Origin of the sequence: Streptomyces sp. H51 (assembly GCF_035656535.1) — a bacterium.
Taxonomy (GTDB): domain Bacteria; phylum Actinomycetota; class Actinomycetes; order Streptomycetales; family Streptomycetaceae; genus Streptomyces.
Window position 1 is genome coordinate 233,320 of the sequence record NZ_JAYMHD010000066.1, and the last position, 22,570, is coordinate 255,889.

A 22,570-nucleotide genomic window follows, 5' to 3' on the forward strand; every position below is an offset into this window, starting at 1 on the left:
TTACGCGCCCTCCTGTCGTCCGGCGTCCGTGCCACGAGCGGCCCGGCGCGGGGGTGCGGGCTCCTCGTCGTCCTCGACGATCTCGTCGCGGAGCCTGCTCATCGCGGTGGGCCCGTTCGCCACGGCGGTCTCGCTGAGCAGCTCACCGAAGACGGACTCCCAGTCGACGCCCATCCGCTCCGGGGCGGCGCCGCGGGCGGTCATCCTGGTGAGCGGGTCGAGGGTGGCCACGACCCGGCGGGCCATCTCGGCCCGCGCCTTGTTCGTGGCCTCCAGCACCGACGCGGAGAGCTGAGCGGCGGCCATGGTCCGGTACTTGCCGTCGAGGAACTCCAGGCTGGTCAGCTCCCCCTTGGCGCCGACGGACACCCGGACCGACCGGTCCGCGGAACGCGCGGTGACCGACGCCGCGTCCAGCTCGGCCCGTGCCGAGGCCGCTGCCTGCTCCGCGGCCCTGAGATGGGCCATCGCCCGGGCCACTCGGTCCTCCATCGGCTGACTCATTCCGGTCCCCTTTCCCTCAGCGGCCCAGAGCCTGCGGCGCCCCGCCCTCATCGGTGCCCCAGACGTCCTCGTCCTCGGCGAGCCACGTGGTCCGCTCCCTGTCTCCGCTCTCCGTCTGCGGCCTGCCTTCGCCCGCCCCGCCCATGCCTCCCATCGGCGGCATGAAGGGCATGCCGCTGCTGGTCTGCGTCGCCCTGGTGACCACGCGGTGTTCCTCGTCGTCGACGGGCCGCGCGGCAGCGGACGTCCGGCCCGACCGGCCGATCGCGGGCTCGATCACGGTCCTGGTGCGCTCGCCCGAGTTGCCGCCGGCCTCGCCGCCCGCGCCGCGCGTCATCGGCGGGTACATCCCCGGCGATCCGGTGCCGGAGCCGTCGGCCGAGGCGCTCGTCAGGGCGTCGCCGCTCTGCGGGCGTCCGAGCGCCGAGGCCAGGTCGTCCTGGCTGTAGAGGTTGTCGCTGAACGCGGAGGAATAGGCGGAGCCGACAGAGCCCGCGGAGCCGCCCGCGTGGTAGGCGGAGAGGTCGGGGGGCTGGGGCAGATCCGCGATACGCCGGCGGATCTGCTCGTCGATGTCGTTGCCGTCGGCGCCGATCCGGTCGTACTCGGCCTGGATGTCGGCCATGCGCCGGTCGTAGTCGGCCTTGGCGTCCTTGCGCGCCTGCTCGGCCTCGGTGCGCGCCTCCTGCCGGTCGGCCTGGGCGTCGGCCTTCGCCTGGTCGTAGTCGTTCCTGGCCTGGGCCTCGGCGGCGTTCGCCCGTTCGATGGCTTTCTGTTCGGCGGCGTCGATCCGGGCGATCCGGTGGTCGTACTTCTCCCGGGCCTCGCCCTGGTCGGCGCCGGCGGCCACCTCGCGCTCGTACTCCCGGCGCGCCTGGGCCCGTTGCTGTTCGGCGTCCGCCCGCGCCTGGTCCCGCTGGTCCTGCGCGTGGGCCTTCTCCTGCTCGTACTCCTGCTTCGCCGCCGCCTCCTGGCGGTCGGCTTCCTGGAGCGCGGCCTCGCGCTCGGCGCGCGCCTCGGCCTTCTGCTGCTCGTAGTCGGCCTGTGCGTCGGCCTTGGCGTTCTGGGCGTCCAGCCTGGCCTGCTGCTTGTCCTGTACGGCCGCGCGGCGGGCCTCTTCCTGCTGGGCCTCCGCGGTGGCCTTCGCCTCGGCCTTCTCCTTCTCGGCCTCCGCCTTCGCGGCCTCCTGCTCGCGCTCCGCCCGGGCCTTCGCCTGAGCCTGTTCCTGCTTGGCGGCTTCCTTCTCGGCGGCGGCCTCCGCCTTCGCGGCGTCCTGCTCGGCCTTGGCTTCGGCGCGGTCGGCCTCGGCCTGGGCAGCGGCCCGTTCCCGTTCCTTCTTCGCCTCGTCCTGCGCCTTCTGGTTCTGCGCGAGGGCGAACGCCTGCTGCTCGGCCGCCGCCTGCTTGGCCTCGGCCTTCTCCTGCTGCTGCTCGGCCTTGGCCTTGGCCTTCTCCTGCTCGGCGTCGGCCTTGGCCTTCTCCTGCTCGGCCTTCGCCTCCGCCTTCTCCTTCTCCTGCTCGGCCTTCGCCTCCGCCTTCTCCTTCGCCGCCTCGGCCTTGGCGGCCGCCTGCTCGGCCTTCGCCTCCGCCTTCTCCTTCTCCTGCTCGGCCTTCTCCTTCGCCGCCTCGGCCTTGGCAGCCGCCTGCTCGGCCTTCGCCTCCGCCTTCTCCTTCTCCTGCTCGGCCTTGGCCTCGGCCTTCTCCTTCGCCGCCTCCGCCTTGGCCTCGGCCTTCTCCTTCTCCGCCTCCGCCTTGGCCTCGGCCTTCTCCTTCGCCGCCTCGGCCTTGGCGGCCGCCTGCTCGGCCTTCGCCTTCTTCTTCTCCGCGTCGGCCTCCACCTTGGCGGAGATCTCGGAGAGGGGGCGGTCGTCCCTGTCGGTGATGCTGGTGTCGAACGCCTTCTCGGCCGCCTTGAACGCCTTGTGGATCTCGACGATGGCCTCGGCACCCGCCGTGCTGAGCCAGTCCTGCACGGACTGCTCCCACCGGCGCACCGCTTCGTCGGCGATCGCCTTCCACGTGGTCATGTCGCTCGGTTTCCCGTACGACTTGCCCTCGATGACGATCTCGTTCCGGAAACCGGCCGTCGACACGACGTAGTTGTGCCAGGAGGTGTACGCGCCGGAGCCACTGGACACCGTGTTGATGTCCGTCTTGTCGTACTGAGTGTCGAAGAGGGTCAGCCGGGCGTTCTGCAGCATGTCGTACAGCCAGCGCTGGGGATTGCTCTCGGCCTTCCACGCCTCCCAGGCGTCGTAGAGCTTCTGCGCCTGGGCGAGGATGATGTGCTGGGCCGCCGCCAGCGCCCGGGCCGGCCCGGAGGTCACGGTCACGTCGTCGATGGTGACCGCGGTGTCCTCGTCGCCCTTGCCGTTGAGCTGGTCGGCATACCCCTTGTAGTTCCGGGCCAGTTTGTGGATGAGCGCCTTGAAGATGGCGGCCGACGTGCCGTCCCAGGATTCGCTGCCCTCACCGATGTCCTCGGTGTCCCACTTGCCGACGGTGGTCGCGCTGTTCTCGAAGAACGCGACCACCCGGTCGAAGGCCTTGGCCGTGTCCGTGAAGGTGCGCAGGTCGACGTAGTCGGCGTCGTTCACCGGATAGCCGCGGTTCTCGAAACCGTGGGTCGTGTAGGGCCACATGACGAGCTGGGAGAGGGCGGCCTTGGAGCCGTAGACGTACCGGACCAGCGCGTTGGTGTTCCAGTCGAGCTTCTCGCCCTCGTTGTTCCAGCCGCCCTTGTCCTTCAGGCGCTCACTCGTCTTCGAGTAGTCCGGGATCACGTCGTCCCCGCTCGGCGGCCAGTCCTGGCCGGACGCGAGGAAGGTGATGTAGGCGCGGTACCGGTAGAGGTTCCTCCCCGCGGACACCTCCTGGGAGTCGTCGCTGGGGCGGTAGAACGGGATGGTGTAGTCGGTGTTGTGCGTCTTCCAGCCGCTCGGGGACAGGAATCCCGACGAATACTCCGGGCCGCCGTCCTTGTCCAGCCGGACGTGTATCAGCGGGATGCCGTCGTTGCCCTTCAGGTCGTCGAACAACGTTTTCCGCTCCGGCAGGACATAGCCGGTGAGCATGTCAACCGCTTTTTTCCAGTTGTCGTTGTTGTTGTCCTGGGGGTTGGCCATCGCCGAAAACCGCTACTCTTCCTTTTGGGTGGCGCCCTTGTTGCCGAGATCGCTGTCGACGTCCTCGAAGAGATCCATGAAATCGTCTGCGGTGATGTTCTCGAGATTCTTGCCCTGAGCCTTGGCCAGTTCGTCGATCGTTTCCCACAGTGCCTGTTCGAGGTCCTCGAAGAGGATCGTCTGGTCCTCCAGGATGCGCACGACTTCGCCCGCACCCGTCTGGATCACCTTGTTCAGGGCGTCCCCGCCGGCGGCGCTGTTCTGGCCCGCCATGAGACCGACGACGAGAGGCCTCGAGGCATCGATCGTCGTGGTCGAGATGCTGTCCGCGATGAACGAGATCGCCGGCCCGGCGGTCGGGCTGTCCTTGAGGATGTTCTGCAGTTCCTTGCGGAATCCGTCGATCTGGTGGTTGATGAAATTCTTCAGGAATGTACTGTCGAGGACCGTGACGGCCATGTTCTCATCCTCCCGTCACCGGGCCGGCGTCAGCGGCTGCCGATCCTGATGTCACCCCACCGCTGTGACAGGTTCTGCTCCGTGTACCGGTAGTTGGCGGAGATTTCGGTGAGCAGGCCGGAGTGGTTGGCGAGCAGGTTCTTGATGTTCTGGACAGCGTTGTCCCATTTCGTCTGGACCTCGTTGTAGACGTCCTTGTCGTCACCGATCCAGCTGTTCTTGAGTTCGGTCAGTTCCATCTCCAGGTTGGCCAGAATGCTCATGATCGCCTGGGACTGGCCGACCATGTCGTCCGCCGCGCCTTCGGCGTGGTTGTAGTCGACATAGATGTAGCCGTCGGAGAAGTCCATCAGAGTCCTCGATTCACCGGAAGAGCGAGAAGAGTCGGGGAACCGGCGCCCGGCGCCGGCCTGCCGGGGTCAGTTCCCCGACGTGTGGGTGCCGTTGAGCTCGTCGAAGACCGCCGTGGAGCGCGAGTACTCCCTGTCGATCGCGTCGCTGCTGGACCCCTGCGCCATCCCGTGTTCCCGGAGGGTGCCGTTGAGCTCGTCGACCATCCGGTCCAGGTTGATCAGGATGGTGTCGACGTGCTCGTCCCACTGCTCCAGCAGCTTCTTGTATTTGCCGCCGTCCACGCCCCCGTAATTCGAGGCCAGCGTGTGCGACGTGGACTGCACGTCCTGCTGACAACGCTGAACACCGGAGAAAGCCTGTTCCAGAGCCATGATCCCATTACGGGTGGCGCGCTCTTCGGACTGCTGCATGGCCATGAGGAAACTCCCTGTTCAGCGGAACTCACCGGGCTGCGGCCCCCATGTCACCCTGCGGGCAGACAGAGCGCGCCCGCGATCACGAGCGACTCGCCGGGCCATGGGATGACCAGATGTTATGCAACCCGCAACTACTTTGGCAATTATCCGCAGAACACCGGGCCCCGCTCCGAGAAGCTCAATTGAGCAATGGCGCGGAATTCACGGTGCTCAAGTGAGCGGCACGACGGATCCCCGTCGGACAAATTCCGACATCGGCGTCAGTCATGAGCCTGCGCCGGGCGGACGGCTCGACGTGGGGTAACCACGCGGATGCCGAGTGTTTCCTTCCCGGACGATCGCCGTGGGGCCCGATCGTCCCCTTCCTCCCGTCACTGCCCGGGGCACCGCAGCGTCACGCGGGCCTTCCCCTCGGACGCGGCCTCGGGCGTCAGGTCCGGACCGCTGGGCAGCATGGCCAGCATCGGGGACGGCATCGTCCGCGCCTCGACCCCCTGGTAGCCCAGCGCCTTCACCGCGCCCTGGGACAGCAGCCGGTACTTCACGCCGTCGTCCGTCACCAGGTACGTGGTGTCGCCCAGTGCGCTGCCGCTCGCGCTCAACGCCCGGACCAGGGCGCCCTTCCCGGCCCCGACCGCGATGGAGTCGACCTTCAGACAGCCCGGCTCGACCTCGGGAGCGGGCGTCTGCACCGCCTCGGGCAGGGCGCGCTCGGGCAGCAGCGAAACGCCCACCCGCACGCCGGAGTGCGCGGAGTCGACCTCGGCGCAGGCCACGGAGCGGGTGGCGACGGTGACCGCCTTCGGCGGCTTCGCGGGGAGCTTCGCCGCCCACGCGTCGGACTCCCGCGCGTCGGGCGCGAGATGCCCCGCCAGGGTGTCCGCGCCGAGCGTCGCCACGGTCGCGGCCTCCCCGCCGTACGCCTTCTCCCGCGTGCGCGGGTCGCCCAGCAGGAGGGTGGCGGCGGTGTCGGTCAGGGGGACGAGACCCTGCCGGGTGAGCAGGTGGTAGCGGTCGGCCGAGCCGGGTATGCCGACCCGGAAGAGCTGTCCGATCCTGGTGCTCCGCCCGCCCAGTTCGGGACCCTGCTCGCCCCGGCCGGGCACGTCGGCGGGTGCCAGGTCGGGCCCCAGCGGGAAGGCGTCGAGGAACGCCGCGGACACGGGGCGCGGTGCGACGTCGCCGTACCCGAGCGCCTCGGCCGCCTTCGCCCGCCGGTCCAGGCGCAGCCGGCTGCCCTGCCACAGCAGATACGTGGCGTCGTCCGGGCCCGTGACCAGCAGGCCCTCGTTCGCGCCCAGTCGCCTGCCGCCCGGCACGTCCTGCGGAGCCTCGACGCCGAGCGCGAGCGTCGTGGTCACGGTGACGACGCCGGTCGTCCGCGGCAGGACGCCGGAACACACCAGCCACGGATCGCGGTCCAGGTCACCCGTTCCCGGCAGCGCCTCGGGCCCGCCGGGGATGCCGACGGGCGTGCCGTGCGGGGTGCCGGCCAGCGAGGACGTGCCCACCGACGTGACGCCGATGTCTCCGCCGGTGACCAGCCGGGCGGACGCGTAGTTGCGCACCGGGCGCAGCCGCCCGTCCAGGTACAGGTAGCGGGCGCCGGTCTGCTTGTCGACGACCAGGTTCTCGCCCGAGCGCCAGGAGTCGTTGCCGCCGGGCCGGATGAGGCCGAAGACGAAGGCGCCGGCGCACACCAGGACGGCGACGATCACGCCGGCGGCGGCCCCGCGGTTGGTCCGGCCCAGCGGGCTCTCCGGGGAATCCGGCTCGTCGCGCAGCATGGCCGAGGCCAGCCGCCCCATGATGAAGAGGTGCGCCTGTACTTGGTCGCGTTTGCTGTGCATGTCACCGTTCTCCCGGGTCAGCCGTTGATGCCGCGCAGCAGGCCGTAGACGCCCATCGACCAGAGCGTCAGCGGCAGGATGCTGATGGCGGCGAGTGAGTGCAGCAGCTCGGCCGCGCGTCCCCAGTACGGGACGAGCCGTCGTCCGGGCACCGTCCATGAGGCGATGCTGATCACGGCGGCCAGCCCCAGCACGCCGGCCGTCAGGGTCAGCCGGTCCACCGGAGCGAGGGCGCGCGCGGAGACGAACAGCAGCAGGGCCACGCCCCAGGCCCCGGCGACGGTCAGCGCCAGACGTTGCCAGACGTTGCCCAGCCCCCGGCTGTGCAACAGCAGGAGGAGGGAGAGGGCCACGACGGTGAGGATGCCGGCGAGGCCCGGTTCGGCCATGAGCGCGGCCTGGCAGGGCAGGCACACCAGGCCGATGACGCCGTAGAGGGCGGTCATCCAGCCGTCCGCCAGCGCCGACCGGGCGTCGACGTCCGAGGAGGAGTACGGCTCGATGCCCTGCTGGAGCTGCCGGACATTGGTCGGCAGGGGTGGCATCCGCATGCCGGCCAGCCGGAACGACAGGGACGGGACGAATCCGCCGAACAGCACCACCACGACGGCCACCACGCCGGCCGCCTGTTCCGGCGCCAGCCCCAGGGTGATCAGGGCGGCGCCGAGCGCGCCGGCCGCCGCCACACAGGCCGCGCCGACGAACAGCGCCGGGTTCACGCCGACCGCCGCGAGGGCGAGCACCGCGCCCGCGCCGCCGGCCGCGGACCCGGCCAGCAGCCGAGCGCCGAGGACGGCCTCGCCGTCGGCGCCGCCCAGGTGCCCGCCGGGCAGCAGCCAGCCCGCCAGGGCGAAGTAGGGGGCCGCCATCACGCCGAGCACCGAGCCGGCTGCGGAGTCCCCGACGGCGCGGGAGGCGGAGCCCGCTCCGGCGATCAGCAGCAGTCCGCCCGCCGCCGCGGCGACCGCCCGTATCCAGCCCGCCGTTCCCGGCCAGGCCAGCAGCACGACGCCCAGCGCGAGGGTGGCCGCGGCAAGCCCGCGCAGCAGCCGCCGACCCGCCTCCGGGCTCCAGCCGTGCGGTCTGCGGCCCATCCCCTCGGCGATGCCGTCGACCAGGTCGTCGATGTGCACCTCGGGCAGCGCCTCGGTGCGCGGCCGCAGGTAAAGCTGCTCTCCGTCCCGCAACCCGAGGGAGTCCAAGGTACTCTCGGGGTCGAGCGGTGGACCGCCGAGGCGTTGGAGCACCCAACCTCCGTGCTCCAGGCCGGATTCCGCCAGGTCGTCCCCCCCGTAGCCGATCACCGTGGGCAGCAGATCGGCGACGGGGACGTCGGAGGGCACGGCCAGGTCGACGGTCCTGGCCGGAGCACGTACGGTGACGCGGCACAGGCTTGCCGCCTGAATCTCAGTCATGGGTTCGGGTTTCACACTTTCTGGCGGGGCCACGGGATACTCGGTGGCTGGAAGGTGGCAGCGGCACACCGGTCGGTCGCCGAACGCGGCGGAAAAGCCGGACGGGGCATGCGCCGACGAGTTTGACCGTACGCCGGGCTTTTCGCAACACCACTCAGGGAGTTCAGCGCTACGGCACCCCGCGGTCATCTTCCGGCCGTCGGCGCACGGGACTCTGAATCTTTACGGGAAAACCCCGCCGCGTTTCCGTGGGGACTCCCCGGAATTCCTTCCGAAATCATTGAGGAGGACGTTCGTTGAGCGTGATCCTGTTCCGCCGGCCGGCCCGCCGCAAAGGACCGGAAATGCCGTCGGGGGAACTGAGTCTTCAGGAGCCGCCCACGCTTCCCGAAGTCGTGCCGGACAGTTCCGCGGTGTGGACGTATCTGCCGATGGCGCTGATGTCGGTGTCCATGATGCTGATGTTCATGCGGCCGGGGGCGAGCGGGTCCGGCGGGGGGTTCACCTACATCGCGCTCGGTGTGATGGTGATCGCTTCCGGGGGCATGATGCTGGGTCAGGTCATGCGGCGCAACGGCGAACGCAAGCAGCGGATGAAGGGCGAGCGCCGCGACTACCTGCGGTACCTGCGGCAGACCCGGCGCATGGTGCGGGCGTCCGTCGTGGAGCAGCAGCGTGCCCTCGCCTGGCGTCATCCCGAGCCCGACGCGCTGTCGTCGCTGGTGCGCAGCACCCGGCTGTGGGAACGGCGCGCGTCCGACGACGACTTCGCCGAGGTGCGGATGGGCGTGGGCGACCAGCGGCTGGCGCTGAAGCTGACGCCGCTGTCGACCAAGCCCGTCGAGGACCTGGAGCCGCTGTCGGCGCACGCGCTGCGCAGCTTCACCCGGGCCTACTCCACCGTCCGGGACCAGCCCATCGCGATCTACCTGCGGGCTTGGTCGAAGGTGCTGTTCCGGGGGGACGAGGAGCGGATACGGGCTCAGGCGCGCGCGCTGCTCGCGCAGTTGGCAGTGTTCCACTCGCCCGACGACCTGTGGATCGCGCTGTGCGTCGCGGACGAGCGGCGCGCGGAGTGGGAGTGGGCGAAGTGGCTGCCGCACAGCCTGCACCGGCACGAGGAGGACGGCGCCGGGCCGGCCCGCATGATCGCCTCGCACTTCTCCGAGCTGGAGAACCTGCTCGGCGCCGAGTTCCTGGAGCGGCCGGGCGCCGACCCGGACGCGGTCCCGGGACGCGAGGAGCCGTTCACGGTCGTCGTGATCGACGGCTGCACGGTACCGGCGGGACACCGCTTCGACGGGCACGGGTTCCGCAACGCGGTGGTGCTCGACCTCACCGGGGCGCTCGCGTGGAAGCCGGGGCGGACCACGCTGCGCCTGGAGGTGGACGACGACGGGGTGGCGCTGGTGCGCACCGACCGCGACCGCAAGGAGCAGTCGACGGTGCTCGGCCGGCCCGACCGGCTGGGCACGGTGGGCGCGTCGGCGCTGGCCCGGCTGCTGGCGCCGTACCGGATGAGTGTGGGCGGCGACGACTCCAGGCCGCTCGCCGACGACGTGGAGCTGACCTCGCTGCTGAACATCCCCGATCTGCACCGGCACGACCCGGCCACGCTGTGGGAGCGGTCGACCGGCAGTGCCCGGCTGCGGGTGCCGATCGCGGTGAGCGGTGACGGCCGGCCCGTGGAACTGGACATCAAGGAGTCCGCGCAGGGCGGTACCGGACCGCATGGCATGCTCATCGGTGCCACCGGCTCCGGCAAGAGCGAGCTGCTGCGGACGCTGGTGCTGGCGCTGGCCCTGACCAACTCCTCCGAGACGCTGAATTTCGTCCTCGTCGACTTCAAGGGCGGCGCCACCTTCCTCGGCCTCGACGAACTGCCGCACACCTCGGCGGTCATCACCAACCTGGCCGACGAGGTGGCTCTGGTCGCCCGGATGCAGGACGCCCTGCACGGGGAGCTGATCCGGCGGCAGGAGCTGCTGCGCGCCGCCGGGAACTACACCTCCGCGCTGGAGTACGAGAAGGCCCGGCAGTCCGGGGCACCGCTGCAACCGCTGCCCAGCCTGTTCGTGGTGGTGGACGAGTTCAGCGAACTGCTGGCCTCGCACCGCGACTTCATGGAGCTGTTCGTGATGATCGGCCGGCTCGGGCGCAGTCTCGGGGTCCATCTGCTGCTGGCCTCGCAGCGGCTGGACGAGGGCCGGATGCACCAGTTGGAGAGCCACCTGTCGTACCGGATCGGTCTGCGGACGTTCTCCGCGATGGAGAGCCGGGGCGTGCTCGGCGTGCCGGACGCCTACGAGCTGCCCTCGCAGCCGGGCGCCGGTTTCCTCAAGAGCGGCGTCGACGCGCTGACCCGGTTCCGCGCCGCGTACGTCTCGGGGCCGTACCAGCGGCGCAGGGCGGTGGTACAGGCGCAGGTGGCGCGTCAGGTGGTGCCGTGGACGGCCGAGTGGGTGGTGCCGCGTGCGCCCGCCGGCCCGGACACGGCGGCCGAACCCGACGAGCCGGAGGGCGAGGGGGACGGCGGGGAGACACTGCTGTCGGTGGCGCTCGACCGGCTGCGCGGTTCGGGGCCGCCCGCCCACCAGGTGTGGCTGCCGCCGCTGGGCCGGCCGTCCACCCTGGACCAGATCCTGCCCCCGCTGGCACCCGATCCGCGCTACGGCCTGACCACGGCCGACTGGCCGCTGCGGGGGCGGCTCACCGTGCCGGTGGGAGTCGTGGACCGGCCCTTCGACCAGGTACGTGATCTGCTGACGGTGGACCTGTCGGCGGCCGGCGGACACGTGGCCATCGCCGGGGGCCCGCAGAGCGGCAAGAGCACCCTGCTGCGGACCCTCATCACCGCGCTGGCCCTCACCCACACACCGCGCGAAGTGCAGTTCTACTGCCTGGACTTCGGCGGCGGCACGCTGGCCGCGCTGGACGAGCTGCCCCATATGGGCGGGGTCGCGGCGCGGGTGGACACCGAACGGGTGGGCCGTACGATCGCGGAGGTCACCACGCTGCTCGCCAGGCGTGAGCGGTTCTTCCTGGAGCACGGCATCGACTCCATGGCCACGTACCGTAAACGGCGCGCCGCGGGAGAGTTCCCCGACGAGCCGCACGGGGACGTGTTCCTGGCCATCGACGGCTGGGCCACCGTGCGCCAGGACTTCGACCGGCACATCCCCACCTTCAACGCGCTGGCCGCCCGCGGCCTCAACTACGGGGTCCACCTGCTGATCACCACGGCCCGCTGGGTGGAGCTGTCGTCCTCGGTGCGCGACCAGACCGGGACCCGGCTGGAGCTGCGGATGGGTGATCCGATGGACTCGCAGATCGACTCCCGCAAGGCAGCCACGATCCCACGCAGCGCGGGGCGGGGGCTGACCTCGGACAAGCTGCACTACCTGTCGGCGCTGCCGCGCGTCGACGGGGTCGAGGACGCCGACGACCTCGCGGACGGGGTCGCCGGGCTGGTCGCCGCGATCGGTGAGAACTGGACGGGGCCCACCGCCCCGCGCGTGCGGATGCTGCCGGCGGAACTGCCCGCGGAGGAGCTGCCGGAGCCGGAGGGCGACATCGGTCTGCGGATCGCCATCGGCCTGGACGAGAACGAACTGGCGCCGGTGTGGCACGACTTCACCGAGAACCCGCATCTGATCGTGGTGGGCGACACGGAGAGCGGCAAGACGAACCTGCTGCGGCTGGTCGCGCGGGGCATCACCGAGCGGTACACGCCCGCCGAGGCGCGCATCATGACCGTGGACTACCGGCGGGAGCTGGTGGAGAGCGTTCCGGAGGCCTACCGGCTCGGGCACGCCGTGTCCCTGGACATGCTGCGGGAACTGGTGGACGGGGCGGCGCGGGCGGTCAAGCGACGGGTCCCCGGCGAGGACATCGCTCCGTCGCGGATGCGGCTGTGCGACTGGTGGCAGGGGCCGCGGCTGTTCATCCTGGTCGACGACTACGACATGGTGGGCAGCGGGCCGACGGCGCAGCCGTTCGCTCCGTTGCTGGACCATCTGGCGCTGGGGCACGAGGTGGGGTTGCACCTGGTGGTGGCGCGGTCGTCGGCGGGTGCGGGACGCGGGCTCAACGAGGCATTGCTGCGCCGGTTGCAGGAGGTCAACACGCCGGGCCTGCTGATGTCGTGTCCGCCGAGCGAGGGGTACCTCTTCGGGAGTGTCAAGGGGCGGGAGCTGATTCCGGGGCGGGCGATCCGGATCGCCCGCCGCAAGACCCTGCAGGTGCAGACGGGGCTCGTGGGGGACGCGTTGTGATGCTCGCGTGTCCGGACCGGCTCCCCGGGCGACGGTCCGTCGGCGGTGGTCGCGCGGACCGGCGTTCGCGGTGTGCGCCGCGTCGGTGCGGGCCGTGGCGTGCGCCGCGTCGGTGCGGGCCGTGGGACGGTTGCGCGGTCCGGTGCCCGCGGGATGCCTCCCCCGCTGTCGGCCGCGCTCGGGCGGGGGGACCCCCGCCGCCCGAGCGTGCTGCCCCGGGGGTCCCTCCCGGGCCCGCGGGGCGCCGGGGGAGGCACGACCGCCGGAGCATCGCGGCGGTGACGGGTGGGCCGACGGGGACGGGCCCGGTGACGATCTCCTCAGGAGGCGGCCGGGGGACGCCAGTTGCGGGTGCGGCCTCGGGGGACGACCGCGGCGACGGCCGCGAGCAGCAGGACCGTGGTCAGGCCGCCGGCCGCGATCGCCAGGGAGCGGTTGCGGGGGGTGGCGTCGGTGGGGTGCGGCAGCTGGGCGGGGGCCGGGGTCCGTCCGGAGGGCCTCGTGCGGTCCTGGACGAGGGACAGGGCGGCGTACGGGTCGAGGCGGGGCACGTCCGACGGGTAGGCGGTGTCCAGCAGGCGGCGGGCGACCTCGGCCGCCGTGAGGCCGGGGTGATAGGCGCGTACCAGAGCGGCGGCGCCGGCGACGCCCGCCGCGGCCAGCGAGGCGCCGGAACCGATGTAGTGGCCGGAGCCCTCGGGTCCGACGCTGACCATCGCGCTGCCGGGCGCGGACAGGTCGGGCCGGTAGGCGGGGGGCGCGTGCTCCTGCCGTGCGCCGTCGGGTCCGAAGTCCACCACGGCGAGCGCGGCGGGCACGGCGGCCGGCCAGTACGGGCCCTCGGGCATCTCGCCGTCGGGCCCCTTCTCCTCGCTGGACACGGCGTCCGGCGCGGCGGGGGCGACGACCAGCGCGTCCTTCCGGGTGGCGTGGGCGACCGCCGCGGTGAGTTCGGCCTTGCCGGTGCGCAGGGCCTGGCCGACGTAGATGACCTGTGCACCGCGGTCGGCCGCCGTCCGTATGCCGGCGGCCACGCGTTCCACGGAGGGCACCCCGCGGTCGTCGGTGCCGGACAGGGCGAGGATCCCCGCCTGCGGGGCGGCCCCGCTGATGCCGCTGCCCTTCTCGGGTGCGGCGGCGATCAGGCCGGCGGCGAACGTGCCGTGGCCCACGCAGTCCGCGTCCGCCCCGCCCACGGCCTCCACTCTGCCGGACAGGCCGGGGACGCCGGAGGCCACCCCGGTGTCGACCACCGCGACGGTCACCCCGGCACCGCGGGTGATCCGCTGGGCCCGGGACAGCCCGAGCGCCGTCTGCGACCACGCCGCCCTGGTGGCCGTCTGCCCGGAAGCCCCGGTGCACGGGTTGCCCTCGCCGAGCCGGACCGGCAGCGGGGGCAGCAGCGTGGTCCCGGGATCGTCGGCACGGGGGCTTGCCGACGACGCGGCCGGGGCGGCGGGGACTGCGAAGGCCGGCCCGACCGTGACCGGCAGGGCCACGGCGACCACCAGCACGAGACCCGCACTCCGGCCTTTCATGATATTCCGCATAGTCCGCATGATATGCACACAAGTTGCACGGCGCACAACGCCAACTACCGCACAGCACAAGGAGGTTCGAGGCGTGGCACGTCACATACTCACGGTCGGCCCGGAACGGTCGGACGGCTTCCGGACGATCGGTGAGGCACTGGCCCAGGCCCGCACCGGAGCGGTGATCCGGGTCCGTCCCGGCCGCTACGCCGAGAACCTCGTCATCAGGCACCGGGTGACGATCGTCGGCGAGGGCGAGCCGGGCACCGTCGAGCTCTGCCCGCGCAGCGGCACCGCCGTCACCCTGATGGCCGACGCCGTGATGATCAGCGCACTCACTCTCCGCGGCCGCGACAAGGAGGACGCGGTCGTGGACGTACCTGCCGGTCAGGCCGCCCTCGACGACTGCACCGTGACCGGCGCCGGATGGACGGCGCTGCTGGTTCGCGGCAAGGGCTCACTGGCCGCCCGCGGCTGCCGGATCACCAACCCCGGCGGCGCCGGGCTGGTCGACTCGTCGGAGTCCGAGAGCGTCGTCGAGGACTGCACGTTCGAGAACTTCGGCACCTCCGCCGTGGTCATCGGCGAGACCGCCGGCCCCCTGGTGCGCGACTGCCGCATCCGCGGCGCACGGGCCAACGGCGTCCTGGCGAGCGGCGAGGCCCGGGGCACCGTGGAGGGCTGCGACGTCTCCGGCACCGACAAGCCCGCCATCGCTCTGGAGGGCCACAGTTCGACCCGGGTGCTGCGGTGCGCCGTGCACCACGCCTCCGTGGGCCTGCTGGTCACGAGCATGTCCCGCCCGGAGATCGAGGAGACGTCGTTCGAGTCCATCTCCCAGAGCGGGATCGTGATCTCCGGCGGGGCCGACCCGATGCTGCGCGGGTGCGTCACCCGGCGCACCAAGAAGAGCGGGCTGCTCGTCCTGGACCGCTCACGCGGGACCCTGGAGGAGTGCTCCTTCCACGGCTCCACCGAGGCCGCCGTGCGGGTCGTCGAGGGCAGCGCCCCGCTGCTGCGGGACACGGTGGTGAGCGACTGCGCCGACACCGCCGGGGCGGTGCAGCTCGCGGACGACTCCAGAGCCGAGTTCGAACGGCTGGAGGTCCTGGACGCGGCCGGTGTCGGCATCTCGGTGCGCTCCGCCGCCGACCCCCTGCTGCGGCACGCCCGGATCACCGGCGCGGGCGGCCACGGCATCGAGTTCACCGACGACGGCCGCGGCCGGGTCGAGCGCTGCGAGGTCGAGTCCGCCGGCGGCTGCGCGCTGAGCATCGACGACGACTCCGCTCCCGAGATCAGCGACACCGTGCTGGGCTCCGCCGCCCGCTCGGGCCTCCTCGTCGGCGAACGCGGCCGGGGCACCCTGCGGGACTGCGAGATCGGCGACAGCGCCGAGGCAGGGGTCAGTGTGGCGGACGGCGCCGAGATCGTCCTGCAGCGGGTCCGGGTGCACGGTTCGAGGGCCCACGGCGTCCAGGTGTCGCGCGGTGGCCGGGCCGTTCTCGACTCCTGCGAGATCACCGGCAGTACGGGCGACGGCGTACGGGTCGACAGCGCCGAACCGGTCGACGTCACCCGGTGCGTCGTACGCGACAACCGCGGCGCGGGACTGCGTCAGAGCCGCGCCGGCGAGCGCCTGACCGTCGAGCTGCTGACCAGCGGGGACAACGGCCTGCCGGACGTCTGGGGCGAGTCGGCCGAGACGGCCGGCGAGGACGGCGTCCCGGGCGGGTCCGGCAGGGAGCCGGAGCCCGAGGGCCCGCTGGCCGAACTGGAGGCGCTCGTCGGTCTGGAGAACGTCAAGCACCAGGTGAACACGCTGGTCAACCTCAACCAGCTGGCGGAGCGCCGGCGCCGGCTGGGCATGCCGGTCCCCTCCATGAGCCGGCACCTGATCTTCGCCGGACCGCCCGGCACCGGCAAGACCACCGTCGCCCGCCTCTACGGCAGCATCCTCGCCGAACTGGGCGTGCTCAGGAGCGGGCACCTGGTCGAGGTCGCCCGCGCCGATCTCGTCGCGCAGGTCATCGGCGGTACGGCCATCAAGACCACCGAGGCGTTCAACAGCGCGCTGGGCGGGGTGCTGTTCATCGACGAGGCCTACACCCTCACCGTCGAGGGAACGTCGAACGACTTCGGCCGCGAAGCCGTCGACACCCTGCTGAAACTCATGGAGGACCACCGCGACGACGTGGTGGTGGTGGCGGCCGGCTACTCCGAGCAGATGGAGTCGTTCCTGGCCGCCAACCCGGGTCTGGCCTCCCGGTTCACCCGCACCATCGAATTCGGCAACTACGCGGTGGACGAACTGGTGACGATCACCGAGAGCCTCTGCCACCGGCACCGGTTCGAGCTCGGGCCGCTGACCCGGGAAGCCCTCGTGGTGCGCTTCGAGCGGATGACGCGCGACGCGACCTTCGGCAACGGACGCGCGGCCCGCGGCGTGTTCGAGGACATGGTGGACCGGCAGGCGCTCCGGCTCGCGGCCATGCCCGACCCCGCGGAGAACGACCTGACGCTGCTGCTGCCGGAGGACGTCGGCGACGCCGAGGCGGCGGCCGTCGGCGGTACGGCACAGGAGACCGGCGACGCCTCCGACCCGATGGCCGAACTCACCGCCATGGTGGGGCTGGCGGCGGTGAAGCGGGAGGTCGCCGACCTGGTCAGCCTGCTCACCAATGCCCGGCAGCGGATCGCCGCGGGGCTGCCCGCTCCCCGGATCAGCAACCACCTGGTCTTCAGCGGACCGCCCGGCACCGGCAAGACCACCGTCGCCCGGCTGTACGCGAAGCTCCTGCATTCGCTGGGGGTGCTCCCCCGTGACTCCCTGGTGGAGGTGGCACGGGCGGACCTGGTGGGCCAGTACGTCGGCCACACCGCCCAGCGCACCAAGGACGTCTTCACCAGCGCGCTGGGCGGGGTGCTGTTCATCGACGAGGCCTACACCCTCACCCCCGAGGGTTCGTCGAACGACTTCGGCCGCGAAGCCGTCGACACCCTGCTGAAGCTGATGGAGGACCACCGCGACGAGATCGTGGTCGTCGTCGCCGGATACACCGAGGAGATGGAGCGCTTCCTCGCCTCCAACCCCGGCCTGACGTCCCGGTTCTCCAAGTTCGTGACGTTCGAGGACTACAGCACCGACGAGCTGGTCACCATCGTGTCCCGGCACGCCGCAGCCCTCGGGTACGAGTGCACCGACGCGACCCTGGCCGCGCTGCGCGCCCATGTCGACGCCGTCCCGCGCGACCGGTCCTTCGGCAACGCGCGGCTCGCCCGGCGTCTGCTGGAGACGATGATGACGAGCCAGGCCCGCCGGCTGGGCGTGGTGAGTTCGCCCAGCCTCGCCGACCTCACCACGCTGCTGCCGGAGGATCTGCCGCCGGCCCTGCGGCGGGAGGCGGCCCTGTGACCGCCTGAACACCGACGCCCGCCGGTCGTCCTGACACCGGCGGGCGTTCGCCGCGCTGTCGCGCCGTCAGACGGTGAACCTGACGGCCTCCAGCCAGTACTGAGGCTCCGTCGACCCGCCGAAGATCCAGCCCTGGGAGGACTCGCACGCCAGGCCGCCCCAGTCGTGCCCGCCGAGTTTGTGGTTCTGGCAGGCGGTTCCCGAGTCGACACCGATGGTGAAGCCGCTGAGGTTCGGCGCGTTCGAGGCGGCGCTTCCCAGGACCAGGTCCGTCCCGTCGACCGCGCCCGACCAGCCGGTCGTCCATCCGTCCTTCTGGACGAACTCGTTGCCGTTCACCTTCTTCGCGTCGGCCACCGCGATGTTGATGGCCGTGATCGGCCGTCCCTTGCCCTCCTGGCCCGCGGTGGCCCCGTCGCACACGGGGTCGGTCCAGCCCACGCCCTTCACGTGAACCCGGTAGCAGATGTGCCGGCCGGGGTTCGAGGCGGCCAGCCGCTGCACGGCGTAGGCGGCGGTGTTCGGCGGGAGCTTGGGCGCCGTGTTCTCCTTCACCGGGTTCGCCGCCTTCTTGGGCGTCCCGGCCGGCTCGCTCGTCGGGGCCGGACTCGGCACCGTCTCCGCCTTGTGGACAGCCGGGCTCGGCTTGGCGGACGGCTTGGCGGACGGCTTGCCGGTCGACGGCCGCGGTGTCGGCGCCGCCGGGGAGTAGTCGCCCTTCGGGACTTCCAGGGGATCTTCTTCGAGCAGCGTGTCGGACCCGTTGGCCACCGCGACGTGGTCCTTCTTCTGCCGCGAGTCGTCCGTGGCCCAGATCAGCAGCGGCACCGCGAGGAGGACGACGCCGGCGATGCCGGCGGCGGCGAGCAGGGGCTTCTTCGGGTTCCCGGACGGCGGTCCGTCCGCACCCGCACCGTCCACGGCGGCACTGTCCACGGCGGTACCGCCGACTCCGCGGGCCTCGGCGTCCGCGACGGCCCGGACCCCGGTGGCCGGCCCGGCGGCGCTCTCGCTCTCCGCCTCCGAACGCTCCCCCGGAGCGGACCCGGCCGACGCACCGGCCGACGCGGCCGGTTCCCCGGTGGTGGCGGGCGCCTCGGGGCCGGCCTCGCTCTCGGCGGCGTCCGGGGCCGTCGGGGCCGAGCGGGCCCTCTCCGCTCCCTCGGCCCCGTCCTGGCCCGGCTCCGGCGCCCGTCGCGCGGCCGGTGCCAGCATCGGGCCGGGGTCGGCCGCCGCCGACCCGAGGGAGACGGCCCTGCGCACGGACGAACCGCCCCTGCCCTCGGGCCTCTCGGAAGCGGGCGGCTTGTTCTGGCTTGCCATCGTTCTCCTCGATCTGTACGGACTGTGAAGTGACAGGCGGTCGTGCGGGCGATGCGGGCGGGCGATGCGGTACCCGCTCGCTATCCGTCCTGGCCGATGGGCCCGGCACAGCGTTCCGGCCACTGCGGGACTTCGCCGCCGCGGAAGCCCTTGGCGAGTGCCTCCTCAAGGTGCGCGAGCGCCTTGAGATCCAGCCCGCTCATCTCCTCCGCCCCGTCCATGTAGGCGGTCGCGTTCCCGGGGAGTTCGCGCAGCAGCACGACGGACCGGCCCTCGGGCGTGGCCCGGACCCCCAGCACGCGGAAGCCGGTCCCCGGCACGAAGACGATCTCCTCGTACGCCTCCGTGGAGCCGCCCGGCCGGTCGAGCAGTTGTCGCACCTTGCGTCCGGTGACGGACCAGATCGCATAGCGTCCGGGGGCTCCGGCCGGGAGCGCCGACGCCCCGGCCAGGGCGCTGACCGGCGCCGGATCGTGCAGCAGAGCACCGACCGCCGGTTCGGGGCCGTCCGCGTCACCGCCGCGCAGCGCCACACCCCGGTAGGAGGGCAGCCTGCGCAGAGCGGACGCCAGGCAGCCGGCGTAGGGCAGCAGGCGCCCCTCGCCGGTGTGCAGGTCCCGGATCAGCTCCGGGTGGTGCAGCGGGCCCTCTTCGGCGGTGAGGTAGGCGTGCGCGGCGATGAGGTCGGTCCGCGCCGCCTCCAGTTCGTGGCCGCGCAGCGCGGGCATCCGGGTGAGCACCCGGGACACCGCGGCAGCGTGCCCCTCCCAGGAACCGGCAGCGAGGTCCCTGAACGCGGCACGCTCCGCGGCCCCACTGATGTGCCCGGGCACGAACGGCAGGACGGCGCGGGGCGGGGCGGGCGCTTCGGCGACCCGCCTCTGCGGTCTCTCCCCCGGCTCGGCCCGCACGGCCCGGTCACCGTCCGGCCCTGGCCCGTCTCCCCCAGCGGCGGCGCGCGCCGCCCCACCGACCCCGCCGTCGCCGGGTTCGCCATCGGCTCCGGCGCGCACCCCGTCCGGGGAAGCGGCCGCCGACCGGGCCCGCGAGACTCCTGGACCGGCACCGGCCTCCGGCAACGCTGCGGGGACGGAAGCCTTCCGCCCACTCACGACATCGGCACCGCCCTCCGGCAACACTACGGAGGCGGAAACCCCCTGCCCACTCACGACATCGGCACCGCCCTCCGGCAACACCGCGGAGGCGGCCCCTTCGCCGAGCCGCGGCCGCGGACGGGGCTCCGAGGACGCGGTGGGCACGACCGCGCCGGGCTCCGCTCCCCCGGGCTCCGCTCCCCCGGGCTCCGCTCCCCCGGGCTCCGCTCCACCGGGCTCCGTTCCTCCGGGCTCGGCTTCATCGGGCTCGACTGCCTCCGGAGGGGCCCCGGGGAGCGCGCCCGACGCGCCCCCCGGGCCGACGGCATCCACGCCGACTTCGGCGACCCCGCCGCCCAGCACGGAATCGGGCGGGGGAACGGGCCCACCCTCCCGGAGGGACACCGGCGGCACGGGCACCCCGGCACCGGCGGTCGGCCGGCCGGGAGCACCTCCGTCCGCGCGGGGACCCGGGGGCGCAACGGGCCCGGCCACCGGAGACCCGCCGGCAACACCGCTGACTTCGGCGGCCCCGACGCCCTGCGGGGCGTCGGGGCGCGCGGCGGGCGCGGGCGCGGGCGATGGCACCCCGGGCCCGGCAGTCGGGAGGGCAACCGCCGTACCGGACCGGTGCGACGGCATGCCGCCGGACCGTGAGACGTGTCCGGGCTGCGCGGTCACGACCGGCCGGCCGGTCGCCGCACCGGGGCGCGGGGGCCGGCCGGTGGTGACGTAGCGGATGTTCGGTACGCCGTGGTCGGCGGCCAGACGGCGCAGGGCGCCGTCGCCCGCCAGGAGTCTGCCGCGGACCAGCAGGGTGGTGCGGGACCGGAGGTCGGTCCCGAGACCGTGCAGGAGGCGGGACAGCGCGGGCAGCAGAGAGCCGTCCAACGGCTGTCCCGGCATGCCCAGCTCGATGGCGCACGTCTCCGGGTCGACGGCCGGTCCGAGCGGCCCGGGACGGGGGCCGTCCTGTGCCCACAGGGCGAGACCGGCCCGGGTCACCGTCGCCTGCCAGCGGTCCGTCAGCCGTACCGTCCCCCGTTCGCCGCCGCCGAGTATCCAGTCGGGCGGGTGCACCTCCGTCGGCCGGGGTACAGGCGCCCGCCCCTTCGAGTCGACCGGCCCGCAGATCACGGACGACACGAACGGCCGCCAGCTCGGCCTGCCGTCCAGCCCGACCAGCGTGGGCCGGGGAGGCGTTCCGGGCGGTGCGTGGTCGTCCAGCAGGGGCAGCCCGGTGAGCACCTCCACCTCGGTGGCCAGCAGGTCGGCGACCGACTGCCCGAGCCGCAGCAGATCGCGCCGGCCGCCGGGCGCGAGCCGGGCGCGGGCGCGCTGCGCCTCCGGCAGCCCGGCGAGGACGGCGGCGACCTCGTCGGCGGCGACGTCCTCGGCCTGTGGGGCACCGACCAGTACCGTGAGGCGCTCGAAGTCGACGGGCACGGAGTAACACAGGTCGTCGGGGGCCGGGCCCGGTGCCTGAGCCGGGCGGATCGCCACGCCCGCCGGCACGCGGTCCACCACGCAGCCGCCGGTACGCTCGGGCACCGCGCCCAGCGCCTCCTCCCAGGCGGGCGCCGGGGCGCGTCTGCCCAGCTTGCGGGGTTTCTCGCCCGGCGCGAACCGCCACCAGCCGCACCCGGGGCGGGAGTCGCCGTGGACGAAGAGCGCGCCCCCGGGCGTGATCAGGACGGCCCCGTCCGGAGCCGTCACCTCCAGCTCCCAGGCGTCCGCGATCCGGCGGGCGACGCAGGGCCGCTCCGGCCGGTCGTCCCCGGCGCCGGACATGACGAGCCGGACCCGCTCGGAGCCCCGCGCGCGGAGGGAGTCCAGCAGCGCGCCCAGCCGTGCCCAGAGGTCGGCGTCGGGTGCCCCGCCCCCGGCGGTGGAGCCCACGATCACCGTGACGACGTCCTCCTCGCCGCTCACGGCGCCCGCCACTTCGGCCACCACCTCCAAGGGGAAGGAGTCGTCCTCGACCGAGCGCACGAGCAGCACGCCGTCGATGTCCTCGACGGGCGGGCCGCCGGTGCCCCGGTTTCCGGTGCCGTTCGCGCCGTCGGCCGGGAGCGCCGTGTCCCGGCGGCCGGTACCGGTGCCGGACCCGCGTCCGCGGCCCGGCACCACGGAAGACCAGCGCCTCACGCGTCCGCCTCCCGGACCGGGTGAACGGCCTCGGTCAGCACCCGCGCGGTGGGGGCCGCGGGCGCGGCCGCGGGCGGCCGCTCCCCGGTACCGTCACGGAGCGCGTCGCGGACCGCCTCCGGGTCCAGCAGCATGCTCACCGCGGCCGAGGGGTTCAGATACAGCACGTGCCCTTCGGGAACGCGCGCCAAGAGGTCCTCCACACCGACCGGTTCGAAGGCGAAGCGCCCCGTGGTGTGCAGGAACACCGACGAGGTGAACACCGGCACCACCGGCGTCCCGTCCGGCGCCGCCGCGCTGAGCAGGCCGCCGCCCGGCGCCGTCAGCACGGCCACCTCGCGCCCCACCAGCGCGGCCGGCACCGCCTCGCCGGGCCCGTAGCCGGTCGACGCGAACTGGACGGCGCGGTCCACCTCGTCCTCCGGTTCGGGCCAGCCGAGCGCACGCGGCGAGGGCCGGTACGCGGGATTTTCCTCCCATTCGACGATCTCGCCGTCGAGGCCGGACCGCCACCGTCCGGTGACGGCCCACTCCGGTGGCCTCCCCGCCCCGGACCACATCGGGTCGACCACCCCCAGCCAGTGGTCCGGGGCCAGGCGGCCCGCCTCACGTATGTCGTCCGGAACGGGCGGAAGCGCCTCGTCCTGCTGGCTCATCGCTGT

The 22,570-nt window shown here is 72.9% G+C and carries 13 protein-coding genes; 2 read left to right on the forward strand and 11 right to left on the reverse strand.

The features are described 5' to 3' along the window. From VKA29_RS23010 to eccD, 7 genes are all read right to left on the reverse strand, one after another. The gene (locus VKA29_RS23010) at positions 1-492 is read right to left on the reverse strand and encodes a YbaB/EbfC family nucleoid-associated protein (protein ID WP_324787836.1); all 492 of its coding nucleotides are present in this window, start codon (positions 490-492) and stop codon (positions 1-3) included. 28 nt (positions 493-520) lie between these two features. Then, positions 521-3,628 (reverse strand): AAWKG family protein, encoded by a 3,108-nt coding sequence (locus tag VKA29_RS23015; protein ID WP_324787837.1) that lies wholly within the window; start codon positions 3,626-3,628, stop codon positions 521-523. A 12-nt stretch (positions 3,629-3,640) separates the two neighbouring features. Beyond that, positions 3,641-4,087, reverse strand: coding sequence for a type VII secretion system-associated protein (locus VKA29_RS23020; RefSeq protein ID WP_324787838.1), 447 nt, complete (start codon positions 4,085-4,087; stop codon positions 3,641-3,643). A gap of 29 nt (positions 4,088-4,116) precedes the next feature. Then, positions 4,117-4,437, reverse strand: coding sequence for a WXG100 family type VII secretion target (locus VKA29_RS23025; RefSeq protein ID WP_324787839.1), 321 nt, complete (start codon positions 4,435-4,437; stop codon positions 4,117-4,119). 69 nt (positions 4,438-4,506) lie between these two features. Continuing rightward, positions 4,507-4,857, reverse strand: a complete 351-nt coding sequence (locus tag VKA29_RS23030; RefSeq protein WP_324787840.1) for a hypothetical protein — start codon at positions 4,855-4,857, stop codon at positions 4,507-4,509. A 371-nt stretch (positions 4,858-5,228) separates the two neighbouring features. Beyond that, entirely contained in the window at positions 5,229-6,707 is a 1,479-nt protein-coding gene (gene eccB, locus VKA29_RS23035; RefSeq protein WP_324787841.1) for a type VII secretion protein EccB, read from the reverse strand. A 17-nt stretch (positions 6,708-6,724) separates the two neighbouring features. Beyond that, a complete protein-coding gene (eccD, locus tag VKA29_RS23040) occupies positions 6,725-8,122 on the reverse strand; it encodes a type VII secretion integral membrane protein EccD (protein WP_324787842.1) in 1,398 nt (465 codons plus the stop codon). Between the two features lie 344 nt (positions 8,123-8,466). Here eccD and eccCa point away from each other — a divergent pair, with 344 nt between their 5' ends. Next, positions 8,467-12,396, forward strand: a complete 3,930-nt coding sequence (eccCa, locus tag VKA29_RS23045; protein ID WP_324787843.1) for a type VII secretion protein EccCa — start codon at positions 8,467-8,469, stop codon at positions 12,394-12,396. Positions 12,397-12,716: 320 nt separating this feature from the next. Here the strand turns inward: eccCa and VKA29_RS23050 are convergent, their stop codons facing one another. Next, complete coding sequence (locus VKA29_RS23050) at positions 12,717-13,946, reverse strand: S8 family serine peptidase (RefSeq protein WP_324787844.1); 1,230 nt, start codon at positions 13,944-13,946, stop codon at positions 12,717-12,719. Between the two features lie 73 nt (positions 13,947-14,019). Between VKA29_RS23050 and VKA29_RS23055 the strand changes: the two genes are divergently transcribed. Beyond that, the gene (locus tag VKA29_RS23055; protein ID WP_324787845.1) at positions 14,020-17,343 is read left to right on the forward strand and encodes a right-handed parallel beta-helix repeat-containing protein; all 3,324 of its coding nucleotides are present in this window, start codon (positions 14,020-14,022) and stop codon (positions 17,341-17,343) included. Between the two features lie 66 nt (positions 17,344-17,409). On the opposite strand, the gene VKA29_RS23060 is transcribed toward VKA29_RS23055, so the two are convergent. The 3 genes from VKA29_RS23060 to VKA29_RS23070 form a co-directional block, all read right to left on the reverse strand. After that, complete coding sequence (locus VKA29_RS23060; protein WP_324787846.1) at positions 17,410-18,666, reverse strand: hypothetical protein; 1,257 nt, start codon at positions 18,664-18,666, stop codon at positions 17,410-17,412. Positions 18,667-18,746: 80 nt separating this feature from the next. After that, positions 18,747-21,908: a hypothetical protein gene (locus VKA29_RS23065; RefSeq protein ID WP_324787847.1), complete on the reverse strand. Its 3,162-nt coding sequence runs from the start codon at positions 21,906-21,908 to the stop codon at positions 18,747-18,749. Continuing rightward, the gene (locus VKA29_RS23070; protein ID WP_324787848.1) at positions 21,905-22,564 is read right to left on the reverse strand and encodes a type VII secretion system-associated protein; all 660 of its coding nucleotides are present in this window, start codon (positions 22,562-22,564) and stop codon (positions 21,905-21,907) included. The genes VKA29_RS23065 and VKA29_RS23070 overlap by 4 nt, the downstream gene beginning before the upstream one ends. Positions 22,565-22,570: the final 6 nt, after the last annotated feature.

Coding starts and splice junctions, on each gene's coding strand:
- VKA29_RS23010 (WP_324787836.1), bottom strand. CDS start 492: ATGGAGGACCGAGTGGCCCGGGCGATGGCCCATCTCAGGGCCGCGGAG.
- VKA29_RS23015 (WP_324787837.1), bottom strand. CDS start 3,628: ATGGCCAACCCCCAGGACAACAACAACGACAACTGGAAAAAAGCGGTT.
- VKA29_RS23020 (WP_324787838.1), bottom strand. CDS start 4,087: ATGGCCGTCACGGTCCTCGACAGTACATTCCTGAAGAATTTCATCAAC.
- VKA29_RS23025 (WP_324787839.1), bottom strand. CDS start 4,437: ATGGACTTCTCCGACGGCTACATCTATGTCGACTACAACCACGCCGAA.
- VKA29_RS23030 (WP_324787840.1), bottom strand. CDS start 4,857: ATGGCCATGCAGCAGTCCGAAGAGCGCGCCACCCGTAATGGGATCATG.
- eccB (WP_324787841.1), bottom strand. CDS start 6,707: ATGCACAGCAAACGCGACCAAGTACAGGCGCACCTCTTCATCATGGGG.
- eccD (WP_324787842.1), bottom strand. CDS start 8,122: ATGACTGAGATTCAGGCGGCAAGCCTGTGCCGCGTCACCGTACGTGCT.
- eccCa (WP_324787843.1), top strand. CDS start 8,467: ATGCCGTCGGGGGAACTGAGTCTTCAGGAGCCGCCCACGCTTCCCGAA.
- VKA29_RS23050 (WP_324787844.1), bottom strand. CDS start 13,946: ATGCGGAATATCATGAAAGGCCGGAGTGCGGGTCTCGTGCTGGTGGTC.
- VKA29_RS23060 (WP_324787846.1), bottom strand. CDS start 18,666: ATGGCAAGCCAGAACAAGCCGCCCGCTTCCGAGAGGCCCGAGGGCAGG.
- VKA29_RS23070 (WP_324787848.1), bottom strand. CDS start 22,564: ATGAGCCAGCAGGACGAGGCGCTTCCGCCCGTTCCGGACGACATACGT.